This is a genomic window from Moraxella marmotae (assembly GCF_042219885.1).
GTDB lineage: Bacteria > Pseudomonadota > Gammaproteobacteria > Pseudomonadales > Moraxellaceae > Moraxella > Moraxella marmotae.
Window position 1 is genome coordinate 2,159,683 of sequence record NZ_JBHJHR010000002.1, and the last position, 17,436, is coordinate 2,177,118.

12 protein-coding genes are annotated in these 17,436 nt (G+C 44.2%); 4 read left to right on the forward strand and 8 right to left on the reverse strand.

Going from position 1 to position 17,436, the window contains the following annotated elements; translation table 11 throughout:
• Positions 1–156 precede the first annotated feature (156 nt).
• Complete coding sequence (locus ACFBZI_RS10005; protein ID WP_375716186.1) at positions 157–969, forward strand: hypothetical protein; 813 nt, start codon at positions 157–159, stop codon at positions 967–969.
• 70 nt (positions 970–1,039) lie between these two features.
• Here the strand turns inward: ACFBZI_RS10005 and ACFBZI_RS10010 are convergent, their stop codons facing one another.
• Positions 1,040–1,351: a 2Fe-2S iron-sulfur cluster-binding protein gene (locus ACFBZI_RS10010; RefSeq protein WP_375716187.1), complete on the reverse strand. Its 312-nt coding sequence runs from the start codon at positions 1,349–1,351 to the stop codon at positions 1,040–1,042.
• A 196-nt stretch (positions 1,352–1,547) separates the two neighbouring features.
• Complete coding sequence (gene nrdB / locus ACFBZI_RS10015) at positions 1,548–2,678, reverse strand: class Ia ribonucleoside-diphosphate reductase subunit beta (RefSeq protein ID WP_375716188.1); 1,131 nt, start codon at positions 2,676–2,678, stop codon at positions 1,548–1,550.
• 578 nt (positions 2,679–3,256) lie between these two features.
• Between nrdB and ACFBZI_RS10020 the strand changes: the two genes are divergently transcribed.
• A complete protein-coding gene (locus tag ACFBZI_RS10020; RefSeq protein WP_375716189.1) occupies positions 3,257–3,667 on the forward strand; it encodes an ACP-like domain-containing protein in 411 nt (136 codons plus the stop codon).
• A gap of 200 nt (positions 3,668–3,867) precedes the next feature.
• Here ACFBZI_RS10020 and ACFBZI_RS10025 read toward each other — a convergent pair whose 3' ends face one another.
• Positions 3,868–5,106, reverse strand: coding sequence for an O-succinylhomoserine sulfhydrylase (locus tag ACFBZI_RS10025; protein ID WP_375716190.1), 1,239 nt, complete (start codon positions 5,104–5,106; stop codon positions 3,868–3,870).
• A 337-nt stretch (positions 5,107–5,443) separates the two neighbouring features.
• Here ACFBZI_RS10025 and ACFBZI_RS10030 point away from each other — a divergent pair, with 337 nt between their 5' ends.
• On the forward strand, positions 5,444–6,517 hold the full coding sequence (locus ACFBZI_RS10030; RefSeq protein ID WP_375716191.1) for a sulfate ABC transporter substrate-binding protein: 1,074 nt from the start codon (positions 5,444–5,446) through the stop codon (positions 6,515–6,517).
• Between the two features lie 171 nt (positions 6,518–6,688).
• Here the strand turns inward: ACFBZI_RS10030 and ACFBZI_RS10035 are convergent, their stop codons facing one another.
• The 5 genes from ACFBZI_RS10035 to ACFBZI_RS10055 form a co-directional block, all read right to left on the reverse strand.
• Positions 6,689–10,933, reverse strand: a complete 4,245-nt coding sequence (locus ACFBZI_RS10035) for an exodeoxyribonuclease V subunit gamma (protein ID WP_375716192.1) — start codon at positions 10,931–10,933, stop codon at positions 6,689–6,691.
• Positions 10,934–11,097: 164 nt separating this feature from the next.
• Complete coding sequence (yghU, locus tag ACFBZI_RS10040) at positions 11,098–11,904, reverse strand: glutathione-dependent disulfide-bond oxidoreductase (protein WP_375716193.1); 807 nt, start codon at positions 11,902–11,904, stop codon at positions 11,098–11,100.
• Between the two features lie 77 nt (positions 11,905–11,981).
• Positions 11,982–12,488 carry a hypothetical protein gene (locus ACFBZI_RS10045; protein ID WP_375716194.1) on the reverse strand — a complete coding sequence of 169 codons (507 nt, stop codon included), beginning with the start codon at positions 12,486–12,488 and terminating at the stop codon, positions 11,982–11,984.
• A gap of 200 nt (positions 12,489–12,688) precedes the next feature.
• On the reverse strand, positions 12,689–13,978 hold the full coding sequence (locus ACFBZI_RS10050) for an adenylosuccinate synthase (protein WP_375716195.1): 1,290 nt from the start codon (positions 13,976–13,978) through the stop codon (positions 12,689–12,691).
• A gap of 78 nt (positions 13,979–14,056) precedes the next feature.
• A complete protein-coding gene (locus ACFBZI_RS10055) occupies positions 14,057–15,322 on the reverse strand; it encodes an ATP phosphoribosyltransferase regulatory subunit (RefSeq protein WP_375716196.1) in 1,266 nt (421 codons plus the stop codon).
• 432 nt (positions 15,323–15,754) lie between these two features.
• Here ACFBZI_RS10055 and ACFBZI_RS10060 point away from each other — a divergent pair, with 432 nt between their 5' ends.
• Positions 15,755–17,098 carry a magnesium and cobalt transport protein CorA gene (locus ACFBZI_RS10060; protein WP_375716197.1) on the forward strand — a complete coding sequence of 448 codons (1,344 nt, stop codon included), beginning with the start codon at positions 15,755–15,757 and terminating at the stop codon, positions 17,096–17,098.
• Positions 17,099–17,436: the final 338 nt, after the last annotated feature.

Below are 17,436 nucleotides of genomic sequence, written 5' to 3' on the forward strand. Positions count from 1 at the left end.
AGTTTGTTACAATAATCAGTCAATGTTAGTCAGTGATGCCGCTATCGTTGATAATTTTAGCATTGATAATGTTAGCCCTTTAATTAAACTTTTGTTGATTTTTATTGAATTTTACTTGTAAATTTTAACAAAACCATCAAGACAGCCATGGAAAATATGGACAATACTGCCACAACCGACACCCAAAACCCCAAATCAAGCCAAGCCAAGCAGGTCGAATCTGTACGCCCTTTGGATTTTGAAAGCAGCAATAACAATCAACTTTTGGCAAATGATGGCCTGCCGATTGGCGACAGCTTACTCATCGGTTGGCAACAATTATTTAGTAATATTAAACACAACTACATAAAAACTGCGGACAATTTGTTTGATGAATTTTTGCTCACCATCAGTCAAGAGCAAATCAACACCCTGCTGCATACTTTTGTCACCAAAAAAGTCAAAATGCTGCACGATTTACAGCTTGAGCTGAATGATGGTCAGCTAAGACTGAGCTGCACGGTGAATGCGGCAGGATTGTTTGCCAGTGTTGCCAGTAATTTTGAGCTGGTGCATATCGAAGCCAACCGCCACGCCCAACGGCTTGTACTGCGACAAATCAGCGACACCGAAGTGATTGAACTGCACGCCAAGCGATGGTTTTTGGCACCGCTGGCTCGGTTTGCTGTTGGGGCATATCGGACGATTTTACGCAAAGATCCACTACCGTTTATCCTAAGTAATATTGTCATCAGCGACCAGCCTTTTACCGAGCATAAGGGCGATGTGATTTATCTAGAGATTGGGCGATGGCTAAAATACAGCGATTTGGTGATGAACGCCCTACAAAAAGCCCGCATCAATCACGGCGAGCTAAAACATGAGCAACTACTGCTCAAAGTTCAGCCAGATTTTGAAGGGATTTTTAGTTTTGGTAATGATGGCGATGAAATCATCAGCGAAAAAGACAACCCTAATAAAGCCGATTAAAAGCGGTGAGTGGCAATAAATTAAATTTGCTTAATTAAGATTGGTTTGCAATCATGAGTTTTGAGTGTGTCTAGTGTTTGTCCGCATCATCATGATCAAATAACGCCAGCTGCTGCTCGTTTTTGGGTTGATAGCTAACCTTAGTGCTGCCAGTCAATCGGCAACAGCACGCCAGTATTTCATTATCGGCAAGCACGGCAATGGGTTTTTTGATGTAGTGGATTTCACCTGTCTTGGCCAGCACCGTCATGCGACAAGAACCACAATAACCCTGCCGACATTCGTATCTGATCTGCCGATGCTGCGTGCGAATCATGCCGTCCAACAGCACTTCGTTTTCGTGCAAATAAAACCGCATTTCATCGGTAAACACCCAGCCCATTGATAACTTTCCTAAAGTATGATATTATTTTTATTTATAAAACTGTGTTTAATATTTAAAATTTATACTTAAGATTTGATCGGTAATTTTTTATTTTTATTGCAATGTTACAAAAAATGTCGCAAAAACAAATTTGATAAAACTGGGCTTGCCCTTGGTGTCAAACAGACAAGCCCAAGCGTTTTATTAATTTAATTTACAATTCAAAGTCGTCCAAATTCACATCGTCCAAATCCGAATCAATCTGACCGACCAAATAAGTGGTAATCTCAGTTTCTTGTGGGGCAACCTGCACATTGTCCGATGATAACCAAGAATTGATCCATGGAATTGGGTTGCTCTTGGTTTCAAAAATCGTTGGCAGACCGATTGCCGTCATGCGTGTATTGGTGATAAATTCGACATATTGACACAGAATATCTCGGTTTAGGCCAATCATTGAGCCATCTTTGAACAGATAATCCGCCCACGCTTTTTCTTGTTCGGCGGCACTTCTAAAAATCTCAATCGCTTCATCTTTGCACGCTTCGGCGATGGCGACCATCTCAGGATCGTCCTTGCCTTGACGCATCAGATTAATGATGTGCTGCGTGCCATTTAGGTGCAACGCCTCATCACGGGCAATCATTTTGATGATTTTGGCATTGCCCTCCATCACTTTTCGCTCGGCAAAAGCAAAAGAGCAGGCAAACGACACATAAAAACGAATCGCCTCCAATACATTGACAGCAACAATGCACAGATAAAGCTGTTTTTTAAGTTTTGGTAAATTAACCTCGATGTCCTTGCCATCAATCTGATAAACGCCCTCGCCGTACAAATCGTACAATTTGGCACACAAGTGCAAATCGTCATAATATTTGGCAATGTCCGCCGCTCGCTCTAGGATATATTCATTATCAACAATATCTTCAAAAATCTTGCTCGGATCATTGACGACATTACGGATAATGTGCGTATAGCTGCGAGAGTGAATGGTCTCACTAAATGACCATGTCTCAATCCAAGTCTCAAGCTCTGGGATTGATACCAGCGGCAACAAAACCACATTGGGACTGCGTCCTTGGATACTATCTAGCAGCGTTTGATATTTTAGATTGCTTAAAAAAATGTGCTGCTCATGCACAGACAATTCAGCAAAGTCAATGCGGTCTTTGGACACATCAATCTCTTCTGGCCGCCAAAAAAACGACAGCTGTTTTTCGATCAACTGCTCAAAAATCGGGTGCTTTTGTTGGTCGTAGCGTGATACATTGACCGGCTGACCAAAAAACATCGGTTCAAGCAAAGCGTTATTTTTGGTTTGACAAAAAATTGAATAATGCATAGTACAGCCCAAATATGATGAATTGTGAATTAATGGATTTAATACAGTTGGTTTAATCAGATTGATTTAAAAAGTTAATTTAATAAGATTTATTTAAATACTTATATAATAATTTTTAACATTTAGCAAAAATGTTGCCCAATAATTTTAGCACAATTTTCCCATTTCGTAACCATTAAGTACAAAAATTTTCTCCAAACTCAAGCCGAGTTATTAAAATGTTGCAATCCATTATAACCAAAGCAATTACCAAGCCAAACACCATCGCCCACACCGACCGCCGATGTTGCTAATGTTAAGTTATTGCAAAAATCTGGCAAAATAATTTGGCATACAGAAAACTAATTAGCCATGCAGAAAAACAACACAATATTTGGCAAGATTTTCTTACATTAGCACCATTGAATATAAGTAGTGTTTCTATTAATATATTTCACAGGCCAAGCGATAAAGTGATTTGACAGCCATTGTTATCACCCCCTTGCCTACAAGCTTAATGGTTGATAAAATTGCCCCAATTATTAAGCATTGTGAAATAATCTTGTTTTAAATTTTGTGCTTATTTTCAAGGATTTTATATGAAAAAAATCATTCCTGCTATCGTTTTGGCATTGACCAGTACCGCTGTATTTGCAAACAGTGCACCACAATCTGATGCACAGCAAGCTTACCAAAATACCGTTAAAACTCGCACGGTTAATTACAGCTGCCAAAATGACAACCAAGTTGAAGTCACCTATGGCTTTGACAAGCACAGCAAACCAACTTATGCCGAAGCAAAAATTGATGGCAAAAACCGCTTTATGCCAGTCAATCTTAAGCACAGCGATGTCGTCAGTAGTGCCTTTGGCGACGAAGACAACTTTAGCCTAATGGCAAATGTCCTAACACCAAGAAATGTTCGCAAATCAAGCATCAATATTCAAGATCCAGCCAGCCAAATCATCTTTAAAGGCTGCGAAGCGACCAAAGCTCATAAAGCAAAATAATTGGCGTTTATTTGCTAATTTGCTATAAAGTCTAAAAATAGCCCGTGATAATCATGGGCTATTTTTTATTAGCTTGCCAAAATTATTAATTAATTTTTGAGAATATCAATCATTGATGAATTTATCGTGATGGTTGATATTTGATAAATTCATCAATTCTGGCGATTTTTTTGGCAATATCAATATATTATCACAACCAATCACGCCAAGCTGTCCAAGCCCCGTGATAAATCTGCAATAATATCATTCACATTTTCTAAACCAACAGACAGGCGAATCAAGCCATCGGATACGCCTGCTGCCAGCCGTTGTTCTGGTGTCATGCGAAAATGTGTGGTTGTTGCAGGGTGAGTGATGGTGGATTTGGCATCACCCAAATTGTTAGTAATACTAATCACACGAGTGCTGTCAATCACCTGCCAAGCCGCCTTTTGATCCGCCACTTCAAAGCCGATAATCGCCCCAAAAGCACCACCATCGACTGCCAAAGCGGTGTGCTGGCGTTTGGCGACTTGGTGCGAAGGGTGGTCTGGCAAACCTGAAAAATGCACTTTGCTCACTTTGGGGTGCTGGGATAAAAATGCCGCCACCTGATTGGCATTTTCACAATGTACTTTCATGCGTAATGACAGCGTTTCTAGACCCTTCAGCAGTACCCAAGCATTAAATGGCGACAGGCTGATGCCACCAGTACGCACCACACCAAACGCCTTTTCCATCAGTTCATCAGAGCCGACCAACGCCCCACCAAGCACTCGCCCTTGTCCGTCAATGTATTTTGATGCCGAATGAATCACCACATCAGCACCCAGCTCAAGTGGCTTTTGGATAGCAGGCGTTGCAAAGCAATTATCGACAATCAGTAACGCATTGTGGCGATGTGCCAAATCTGCCAAATGGCGTAAGTCGGCAATTTGTGCCAAAGGATTTGATGGGCTTTCGCAGTACAGCACACGAGTATTTGGCAAAATGGCAGCCGCCCATGCGTCATTATCAAAGCAGTCCACATAGCTGACTTCCACGCCAAAAGCACGAAAATAGGTATCAAACAACGCCACCGATGAGCCAAACAACTGCTTGGCACACAGCAGATGATCGCCTGCTTTTAGGTACGCCAAGCACATGGTCAAAATCGCCCCCATACCTGATGCTGTCGCCACGGCACGCTCGCCATTTTCAAGCAGTGCCAAACGACGCTCAAAGGCTCGGACGGTTGGGTTGGTGTGGCGAGAATAGACATTGCCTTTTTTGTTGCCATTAAAATGATCGGCAGCATCGGCAGCACTTTGGTACACATAACTACTGGTGGTAAAAATCGCTTCGCCATGCTCGCCTTCATCAGTGCGATGATAGCCGCCACGCACCGCCAAAGTCTGTTCAAAAAAACCAAGACTGGGGTCAAGTGCATCCGATTGCCAGTTGGGATCAAGTTGGGTCATCTCAAATTCCTTATTTGTCGTAAAAATGGGCAAAATTTTGTCGCAAAGTGGGCAAAATCAACCCCATCAGCATACCACAATTTTGATATTTTTTCATCAAGGCTTAACGATACTGGTCAAATTTTATTCACTTGCCTTTGCCAATGCAGTTCAATGCGGTCAAAATGCTTTAAAAATCGCCCACTAATTCCAAAATCGAAAATAAAAAGTCTGTTTTATCCTTGTTTTTTATGATGGATTTTGTGTAAAGTATGTATCAATTCAATCAAATTATCCATTTGTTAAGCTATCCATTTCCCATTTTGGGTATTTTTTGATTTTGTTATTAGGAAAAATTATGTCAAATTTTAATCTACTTAAAAAAACTGCCATCGCTGCCGCCACTTTTGGTGCAGCATTGGCATTTACTGCTTGCTCAAACAATGCAAGCGATAAATCTGCCGAAAAAGCAGACGCTGCCGCTGGCACAAAAGCCATTGAACTATTGAATGTTTCTTATGATGTGTCTCGTGATTTTTATAAAGACTACAATGAAGTTTTTAAAAAACATTATCTGTCTGAGCATGCCGATGCCAAAATCGAAATCAAACAATCGCATGGTGGCTCAAGCAAACAAGCACTGTCTGTTAAGAATGGTTTACAAGCCGATGTGGCAACCATGAACCAAGGTTCGGATATTGAACTGCTTGCCGATGCCAAACTGGTGGACACCAACTGGCGTCAGGCTTTCCCAAATAATGCCATTCCTTTTACCAGTACGGTTGTGTTTTTGGTGCGTGAAGGCAATCCAAAAGGCGTCAAAGATTGGAATGATTTGGCAGCATCGGGTACAGAAATCATTCTTGCCAACCCAAAAACTTCTGGCAACGGACGCTATGCGTTTCTAGGTGCTTATGGCTATGGCTTGCACAACTTCAACCAAGACGAAGCCAAAACCAAAGAATTTACCAAGCAATTACTTGGCAATGTCAAAGTCTTTGAAAATGGCGGCCGTGCTGCGACCACCACCTTTGCCCAGCGTGGTATCGGTGATGTGCTGATCACCTTTGAAAATGAAGCCAATGTCATCAAAGGCAAATTTAGCAATGTTGAGATTGTTTATCCTAGCTACACAGTCAATGCCGAAAACCCAGTGGCAGTGGTTAAATCTGTTACCGACAGCAAAGGCACAACCGAAGCGGCAACCGACTATCTGAACTATCTGTACAGCGATGAAGCACAAGAATTGGCGACCAACTTCTACTTACGCCCACAAAATGCCGATATTTTGGCCAAGCACGCCGACAAATTCCCTGCCATGGAAACATTTTTCCCAAATGATGTATTTGGCGACTGGGCAAGCATCATGAAAACCTACTTCAGCGATGGTGGCGTGTATGACCAACTTTCTGTTGCCGCCCAAAACAAATGATGCTTTTGATTAAACTTAGCTGAGTTTGGTTAAGTTAATTATTGATAAATTAAACTAAATTAAACTTGGTTTAATATCAAATCAATCAATCAGTCAAGCCAATGCTTGGCTGATTTTTTTATCTGCTCTTTGCTGTTAAATTATTAATGATTTAAAAATTTACTGAATGCATCAGCCATCTTTATCGTCAGCGTCTGGCTCAATGCTCGCCAAAATCTCACCGTATAAGACTTTGGCAAGTTCGGCGGCTTTTTGCAATTCGTCCAGTGGTGGATTTGCTCCCAAAAGCAGCTGCCAAGCGACACTTGAATAGTGCTCGTCATAGTTGCCATTGAGCCATGCACCGAAGGTTTTTTCGTCAAAGGTTAGCTGATTTTTGGTAGCCAATGCCGCCATGGTCAATGCTGGCATCACTGGCAGCACCACAGGGCAGGCTTGCATCAACAGCCCCATTGCCACAAAATTGGCCAACTGCCGTCTGGCGGCATCTGCTGGCACAGGTCTTAACACAATGAGCGAAGTGTCCTTTGACACCAAAGCATCGATGTCATCACTGGCTTTGTTAAACTGCCAATAGCTAAAACCCCTGCCGTGTGCGATGTCGTCCGTTTGCCCATTTCTGCGTACTTGCCACGCCAAATGGTGCAGATAATACCGCAAAAAATGGCTGGCTCGTGCGGTATTTGGTAACACGCTTAGCCATGCTTTGGCATCGGCAGGCGGCGTCTTGGCACTGATGGCAATCTGCGTTTGCCCCAGTGTGATTGGCAAATGGCACTCGCTGGTCTGGGTAATCATCGATGAATAAGCCAGCTTATCAAGCTGATGAGCCAATTGCCCAAAATCCGTATCGCCCCTATCCGCCAGACTTTGGGCAAACATGGCAGTCAAATCGGCAAGTGCCGACACTTGAGCGTCCAAAGCTGTCAAGCGATTGGCACCAGCGGGCAGGCGATTGTCAAAATATGCCGAAAAAACCTTAGTGGCGGTTTGTTGTTTTGGCAAATTATCGGTTGATAAATCCGCCCAACGATTTAATTTATCCAAAACACTTTGATAAGAAAAACTATCCATTGGCAAATCATCAAACACGCCTTGTGCCATCGCATCAATCAGCTCATCTTTGATTAGATAATTGTCCAGTGATGATAACGCCAACGGCTCTTCGCCCTGCTCCATCACTTCTTCGGCAAACATCAGCAGCTTGTTTTTTAGGTAAGTGATGGCAGGATTTTTTAGGTTTTGGTGAATTTGGTGAATGTCCAAACTACTCGGTAATGCCAACTGATAATCGTCCAATAATTGCACCAACGGCCGCTCATCGCCTTGATTGGCATCGATAAACGCTTGGGTGATTTTGTCATAAGTGTCTGCATCAGTAATCGCTACCTTAGGCGGTGGCGGTGGCTGCTTGCTGTCTAAAATTTGGCGAATTTGCACCCAAAACGGTGCTGGCGGCATTTGTTGGCTCATTTTATCCTTGGTAGCATCAATTTGCCGCTTGATAAATGCTGCCACCATCGCCTTGGTATCTGTGCCGTCTGCTTGGCTGTCGCCCTGCTCGCCACTTGCCCCATGGCTGTCTTGATAAAACACCGCCTTATCAAACGCTGTCGCCGTGTGATGGGTCTTGAGATACGACTCAACCAATGCCGGTGCGATGTCGATGATTTGGCTTTGGATTGCCATGGTTTGGCTGTTGTCGTTGTTGGTATTGTCGGCATTTTTAGCATTTTTAGCATTATCAATGTTCATCAAAGGCATTTGCCAATCGACATTGGATTTAAAAAATTCCAACAGCTCACTGACAGGCGACGCTGGCAATAGCTCCGTGCCGTCGTCTGCTTGGCTGGTATAAAAAATAGCACAAGCATCACGGCTGCACAACAAAGCGTCCAAAAACGCGCCGTTGTCGTCATCTTCGCCAGAGCGGTCGCCACGCCGCTTAAGTCCTGCTTTCATCAAGTCCATACGCATGATTCGCTCTTGTCTTGGAAAAGCGGACAAATTCATATCCAGCATCACCGTCAAACCAAAAGGAATACTACGCAACGCCCCAAATCTGGCAAAAGTAATCACGCCTGCAGGCTCGGCACTGACCGCTTGGGCGGATAACAGCTGACTGATACTCTCAAGCACAAATTGCAAGGACAAACATATCGGCTGTGCTGAGTTTTGGGCGGTGTGAATGTGCTTGTGGTATTGCTTATTGGCACGGATATTGGCGGCAATGCTGTTCATCGCTTCAAAAATGGCACGCATTTGACTGGTTTCGTGCCAAATGCCAAAATAGCGATTGATTACCTGTGTCTCAATGTGATTGAGCCAATGCTCCACCAAATCTACCTTGGTGTACTCATCTTGCAATGCTGACATGCCTTGATAAATGCGGCACAGCATATCGACAATGTGAGCATCTGCCAAATTCACCCCAACCAAAGGCAAACTGGCTTCGGCAAATTCGTGCGACTGCCAGTCAAAAGGATACAGCAAACGGTTGGGCGATGCCGATTCGCTTGGGCTTAAAAATCCCAGCACAATCCGATCCAAGGCATAAGCAAAACTGTAACGATAGTCCTTATCCGCCATATCCAGCGTCTGTGCCATGTGCCGTGCATCAAAACCACGGACAAACCCTGCATCAGTTAGCAGCTGACACGCTCGGCTGACATCATCAAAACTTACGCCAAAACTTTCATAAACCGCTGGCATCATCAGCCATTCAAAAAAATCTTCACGATAAAATCTGGAACCTTTTTGCCCCAAAAGCGTATAAAAACCGCTGATTGCCTGCATCAGCTCATCAATTTGGCGGTTGGTTGTCCCTGTGATTTTGGCAGGTAAATTTAGCCCATCAACGCCCACCCCTTCGGCAAAAACCAGCCGAATCAAATCCTGTGCTTCGGCAACATCTGGCAGATAAACCACAACATCAGACAGCTTGCGGCGGCTGCCATCGGCATTGGGCTGGTTTAAGTATTTGGCGATAATGATGCGTGCCACTTCCAGCTGCCGCTTTAGATTGTGGCAAGCGTGAATGCTTAGGCTGGGCAAATCTTGTATCTCATCAGGCAGCTGCATTTGACTGTTTGGCTTGATTTTATTTTGTAGCTCTTGTTCAAAATTTAGCACCCCAAGCATATGATTGTCCAGCCAAGTTTTGGCGTGCGTATCTTCAAGCATCAAAATGTCTTGCTTCAGCTGATGCAGCAGCCCAGTGCCATGATTTGCCACAAAATCATCTTGCCAATCCACTTGCCAATTTTGGGGCATTGGCTCAAGCATCTGATGATGCGGATAAGACAAATGCTCATTGGCTGCTTTTTCATAATAAAATTCACCGCCTGACATATCCGCCAGCATCGCAAAGGTTTCTCGTGATTCTTTGCCCAGTCTAGACAGCAGCGTGTGTCCGTGGTCTTTCAGATAGACATGATTTGGGTTGATGATGCGTTGGGTCGCCAGCCAATTTTTATCGACAATATCCGCCCAAAACATCTGCGATGGATTAAAATGCAACAAATGCACATCAATATGCACCGACAGGCGTTTTAAAAACTGCAATTCCACCGACGGAATCTGCTGCACGGTAAATAAATACAGTGTCTGCGGCAAAGACGCTTGTGCTTGCTGTCTAATTGGCTCTCCACGCACGCCATCAAGCACCTGCCAAAACCGCTCTTCCAACGCTTCACGATACGCATAAACCGCCGAAAACAGCTGCTGCCACAGATAGCAAAGTAGCCGCTCCAAATTCTCATATTGTGCCGCCAACCAATCAGGCGTCGGCTCAGTGTCGCCATATTGACTGCCAAATCTGTCCTTATCAGCCAGCATCTGCCCCACACTCACAGGCAAATCCAGCCCATGCGTCCATGCGTGTAGCCACTCCAAGCGGTGCGTCAAATAGCGTACATACACCGCCGCCAGCTCATCGCAGCTTTGCCACAGGCGATGCTCTGGCAAGCTCTGGCTTTGGCTGTCGTACAAACCTGTCAGCAGCGTATATAAAGGGTGCGTATCGTCCGCCAAAATCCGTGCCAAATCATCGCTTGAGATAGCACTGACATAACCAAAAATCCGCCAACGCATCACCGAACCAGACAGCACCGCCACTTCAGGAACTTGCAGGGCATCATTGGGCAGATGGCGAGCATCAACTTGCAACACCTTTTGGATCATCTGCCATTGATACTGCCCCCAAAATTGTGCCGTAAACAGCGTGCTGATGCCAATTTTATCCGCCACCGCTTGCGTCAGCCAATCACCCAGTACCATCGATGGCACAATCACCGTAAACTTGGCAAACGCCACTGCCCCCAGCGATGTGCCAGCACTCGCTTTGGTTTGTTGATAAGCATCAACCAAATGTTCAAGCAGCTTTGTCGTGTCATTGGACTGAGTAATTTTAAACATAAGTTAAAATCTTATGGCAAATTGATGAAGATTATTTAAATATTTTGTATGGTTAAATGAAATGATAAATCAGCAAATCACCAATGGTAAGGGCAAGTTTTTAGGGTGGATTTTTGGTCATTTGCCCATTTATCAAATCATTCAAAGCAGAAATCAGGCAGAAATCAAATCGCTTGCAGTTGCAGACTTTGGGCGGCTTTGACAGCATTACGCACTGCCAGCGATTTTGCCCAGCGAATCACATGACTGTACTGCTCTACCGCCAAAAATCTCGCCGCATCATAATGCTCGCCAACATACAGCTCGCCTAGGCACAGTCTGCCATACCAAGGGTAAATCGCCATATCTGCAATGGTGTATTCATCACCGACCATAAATTCATTATCCGCCAAATGATTATTAAGCACATCTAACTGACGCTTGGTTTCCATCGCATAGCGGTTGATGGGGTATTCCATCGGCTCGGGTGCATAAGCATAAAAATGCCCAAAACCGCCACCAACAAACGGTGCTGAACCCATCTGCCACATCAGCCAAGACAGCATTTGGGCGTGTTTAGCGGCATCACTCGGCAAAAACGCCTGATATTTGTTCGCCAAATACAGCAAAATCGCCCCACTTTCAAATACTGGTATCGCTGGCGAAACCGACTTATCCAATAAGGCAGGAATTTTGGAATTTGGGTTAATTTTGACAAAATCTGAACCAAATTGATCGCCTTTGATGATGTCAATTTTATAAGCATCATAACCATCAATTCTATCCAAATTTTTTAGCTCTTCTAATAAAATATTGACCTTAATGCCATTGGGCGTGTTCAAAGAATACAGCTGATAATCAGCATCGCCTGTTGGCAGAGTTTGCTCGTGCGTTGCTCCAGCGGTTGGGCGGTTGGTGCCACCAAATTTGCCACCATTTTTGGTTTTGACAGCTTCAAAATCCCAAACGGCAGGCGGTGCGTAATCGGTCATAAAAAATTACCCTTTATGGTTTATTCTGGATTAATTATTAAGTTAATCATTAATAAATACAAATCATCTCTAAATAATCATCGCTGACGATGGCACAGCCCATATTCGCCAGTGGCTTCGTCCAAGATTTCATGATAAGTGTTGTTATCAATGAATTGAATTCTTGAAGTTGACTGTGGTGTGATATTGGCGTTTTGTGTGGCAATCGATCGCATCAGCTGTGTATACTCTTCGCCCAAGGGCTGCCCTGACTCATCATAAGATTTTAAATCCAGTATTTGCCAGTCATCACTTTGCAGTTGATCGCCTGACAGCTGCCAGTGCAACAGGTTTCTGCTCAGATTGGTGCTGGTTACTTTGCCTGCTTGCAGATAATCCACTTTCATCACCGCATGAGCTGTGCCATCTTTTTGATAATTAAGATAGCCTTGAATACGCATATCGTCATCAGCAAAATGACACTGCCAAATACCGACCAATTTATCACTATCACTCATTTTGGCTGCATGGTTTGGCTTTGCCACGGCGGTTGCACCAAGCATCATGGCAGCGGCAATCATTGGCATAATTAAGTATTTTTTCATAGTATTGCCCATTTTTAAGTATTTATCATGATGTACTTATCACGGTGTGTTTGGCATGATAGTTTATCACGATGTTTGTCCATGTTTTACAATATTTTATCACCAATGGCAAACCTTGATAACAAAACGCACAAATCCCCCAATCATTTGTCAAAAAAACCCAACCAAATGGCTTTGGCTGGGCTTTGGTTTGTCAATCATTAGGCATCGTATGGATCACGCAGTACGATGGTCTCATCACGATCAGGGCCAGTTGAGATGATGTCCACAGGGCAGCCAACCAGTTGCTCGATGCGTTTGATGTACGCTTGTGCATTGGCAGGCAAATCTTCAAACTTGGTTACGCCAATCGTTGATTCGCTCCAACCCGGCAGCGTTTCGTATTTTGGCGTAACTTTTTCGTAATATTCGGCATCATACGCACCAGCACACTCATCGGCTGGCAGTTCATATTCGGTGCAAATTTTTACTTCTTTTAAGCCATCAAGCACATCAAGCTTGGTTAAGCAAATGCCGCTCATTGAGTTTAGTACCACAGCACGGCGTAGGATAACGGCATCAAACCAACCGCAGCGGCGAGCTCGGCCTGTGGTTGCCCCAAACTCATGGCCGACTTTGGCAAGGTGTTCGCCAATGTCATCAAACAGCTCAGTTGGGAATGGACCTGAACCGACACGAGTCGTGTATGCCTTGGTGATGCCCAAAACATAATCAAAATACAATGGACCCAAGCCAGTGCCTGTCGCCACGCCGCCTGCGGTGGTGTTTGAGCTGGTAACAAACGGATAAGTACCATGGTCGATATCCAGCAGCGTACCTTGCGCCCCTTCGAACATTAGGTTTTCGCCATTTTGACGGTAAGTCTCCAGCGTGCTGGTAACATCAACCACCAAGTCTTTTAGCTCGTTTGCCCATTCTTGGCAAAGTTTTAGCGTTGCTTCATAATCAATCGCTTCAACCTGATAATATTGGGTCAAAGCAAAATTATGATATTCTAGCAGACTTTGTAGTTTTTCTGGCAAATCAGCACGGAATAAGTCCGCCACTTTTAAGGCACGGCGTGCCACTTTGTCTTCATAAGCTGGGCCAATGCCACGGCCTGTAGTACCGATTTTGCCATTGCCACGCTTGATTTCACGAGCTTGATCCAGTGCCACATGATACGGCATAATCAACGGACACGCTGGCGAGATACGCAGACGCTCACGCACTGGCACGCCTTTTTCGATCAGACCATTCATTTCTTTTAATAAAGCATCTGGTGCTAGCACCACGCCATTGCCGATAAAGCAAGTGACATCTTCACGCAAAATGCCTGACGGAATCAAATGCAGGACGGTTTTTTCACCGCCAACGACCAAGGTATGGCCAGCATTATGCCCACCTTGATAGCGTGTTACTGCGGTGGCTTTTTCGGTCAGCAAGTCGACAATTTTGCCCTTGCCTTCATCGCCCCACTGGCTGCCCAGTACTACGACATTTTTACCCATAATGTTTCCTTAAAGTTGCTTAAATTAGCGAAAAATTCTAAACTTACCAATAATTATTGATAAATATCAACCATGTAATCAGTCATCACCAACCAATTGCACTGCCCATACACTGTCTGTGCCATCACAATCCAAATGCAAAACGCCATCAAGCTGCTTTGGCTTATCATCGGCAGATAAAGGCTTAATCACGATACAGCCTTCAGCTTGCAAGGTTTTGATTTGCTCGGCCAAATCTGCTTTTTGGGCGGCGGTGGCTTGTTGCAAGTCTTGATAATCCACCCAAATCACGGTATCTTCTTGCAGCTGCACAAACTCAAGCAGGCGATTAATATCCATACTAAAACCTGTCGCTGCTCGCTTATCAGTGCCATAAAAACGGCCACCACGCACCAGTGCCTGCGTCTGTGCCGTTTGGCTGGCGGACAGATACGCATTAAACACAATGCCTGTGTGGTAGTGATAGCCTGACAGCTCGGTAACATCGATGCTGACACTCATACCGACTTGGCGAATGTGTGCCGCCAAAGTCGCAAGCTCCCCTGCCGCCTGCACAATCTGTGCATCTGTGCGTGCTTTATCGGACAGTTTGGATAACAGATAATCGGCGTTTGGCGTGCGATCATTGCTCAAAGTATGCTTGGCAAGTACCCAAAAATCATTGGCATCATTGGCATTATCCAAGCATTTGCCTGCCTTGGCACACCATTCGGCAAGCTCTGGCATTGCTTTTTTGTGATAAATGGTCATCAGCTCATTGCCATCGGCTGCCGACACGCCATGCAACTGACACAAGCGATCAAAGATGGCAACATGGCCAATATCGACATGCAACGCATCTTTGGCAAGTCCAATCTCGTCCATCAATGCCGCCAATAAATCAATCAAAGCAATCTCGGCATCGATACTGTGAATGCCAAAAATCTCTGCCCCCAGCTGCAGCGGCGTACGCAGACCAAACAAACCTGTTGGCAAAGTCTTGACTACCTGTCCGACATAACAATAACGGCTCACGCCTTCGCCGTATTTGCTGTCAATGCGTAAAATCTGCGGCGTAATATCGGCACGCAAACCCATCAGGCGACCATTGAGCTGATCGACAAAACGAAAAGTTTGACGCTTAAGATCTTCGTCAGCGTTATCCAATAAAGTTTCGGTATATTCAATCAAAGGCGGCGAAACCAAGCGATAACCGTGAGCAGTCAGCACAAATAACAAAGCATCACGCAAACTTTCTTGTTTTTGGGCATCATCAAAAAGCACATCAGCCACGCCATCAGGCAGCAGCCAATTTTGTTGGATATGCTTGGTGTGATTTTTGGTATCGCTGCTAAAATTTGGCACAAAAAACCCCTGTCAGCAAACAAAATCAGTCAAACAATGCGTCTGACCTAAAATATCGTTAAATACAAATCTAAATACAGATCAAATAAAACTTGAAATCTTAAACAATTTTGAAAAACTTGAAAAAATCGGCGAGCAAATGCGGTTTGGCGACAAGCAAACTGCCAAAAGTGGGCAAATCGTGAATTTTTTCCTAACTAGTGTATCATACCTACACGCCCATGCAAGGTAAATTTGCAAAATTTTTTGAATTTTATGACAAATTTTTGTCAATCCAAACCAAATCCGCCGCCGATTTGACCGCACCACCATCGCAGATTAACAGATAAAAATACAGATGAAAATTTGGCAAATTGTTGCTATAATCTTAATTTTTTCACACACCAAATTGATTAGCGAAAAAGGTGCATTGGGCATCTTTTGGAGGGGTTTATGACACAAAACAACAACGACACAGCCAACACCCCACAAAATCCATCGACAGCAGAGCCAAATCACAGCCACGACAAACACGACGGCGGCTACGATAGCAATCACAATAGCAGTTACGATAACAGCCACGACAGCCACAATCACAATCACAGCACAAAGCAGCATGAACTGTTTGATGACTTGGATCTAAAAGCCACTGACGACGCCGACGATGAGAGCGTTGAGACTTTTCACGACACCCAAGACAGCTATATCTATGGCGATGCTGAAGCCACCGAAGAAGACACCATCGAGACCATGACGGTCTATGACCCTGATGCCGATCGTCTTGAAGATATTGAGCAATCAGGCGATAACGAAACCATCGTTTGTTATTCGTATTCTCGCAAAACTGGCGCACCGATTGAGCCATTAGCCATCGAAGATGTCAGCCGTACTTTGACCAATAATAATCAATTCATTTGGCTGGGACTGTACGACCCAAGCCTTGAGACTGTGCAAGAAGTGCAGGACGCTTTTGACTTGCACGAGCTGGCACTAGAAGACGCCTTTGCCGACCATCAACGCCCAAAAGTCGAAAGCTACGGCAACGATACCATCTTTGTGGTCGTGCGTACCGCCAAACTGGAAGACAACCAAATCCGCTATGGCACGACTGCCGTTTTTATGGGCAAAAATTTCATCATCAGCGTGCGTCGTGGTGCGTCCAACTCTTACACGCCAGTCCGTGAGCATTGCCACCGCCGCCCCGAAAAACTACGCCTTGGCCCCATTTTTGTGCTGCACGCCATCATGGACTTTATTGTCGATAACTATTTGCCGATTACCGACCGCTTGGGCAATTACTTGCGAGAGCAAGAACGAAACATTTTTTCTTATGAATTTAGTAAATCCACCCTAAAAAGTCTCTACGAACTCAAATCGCAACTGGTGCATATGCGTGCGGTGATTTTGCCAGTGCAAGATGTTTGTAACTTTTTTATCAATCACAAAAAAAATGAGCTGGTTTCTAGCTTTCCTGCCGCCGCCAAGCCTTATTTTCGTGATGTAAACGACCACCTGCTACGCTCGATTGATGCCGTCAATGGCCTAAACGAAATGCTGTCTGTCGCCATGGATACTTATATGGCGATGGTTACTATGGGGCAAAACGATGTCGTGCGTAAGCTGGCGGCTTGGGCAGGTATTGCCGCCGTGCCGACTGCCGTGGCAGGCATCTACGGCATGAACTTTGATTATATGCCTGAGCTGCACATCAAATACGCCTATTTTGTGGTCATTGGCATTGTGATTGCCGTGTGTTTATTTTTGTACCACAAATTCCGCAAAGCTGGCTGGTTATAGTTACAACCCCACTTTATCACCCATTTGACATTTGACATCTGACACCAAGCCCATTTTGGCGGCTTGGTGGTTTTGTTATACCAAGTTATTGTGTTTTAAATTAAGCATCATTTGGCCGATTGGATAACACAAATTGTCTTGACAAAACACGCATTGTATAGATAATTTGACTTTGGTTAATTAAGCCCAATCGCTTGACAAAATAGCTTTTTAAAACAGCATTTGATACGCAATTAAAACCGCAATTTAAAATGTGTTTGGGTAATTTGGTTAGCATATTTATTGGCAGATTTATTAATACACTTTTAATTTATTTATACCATACCAATTAAATTAAT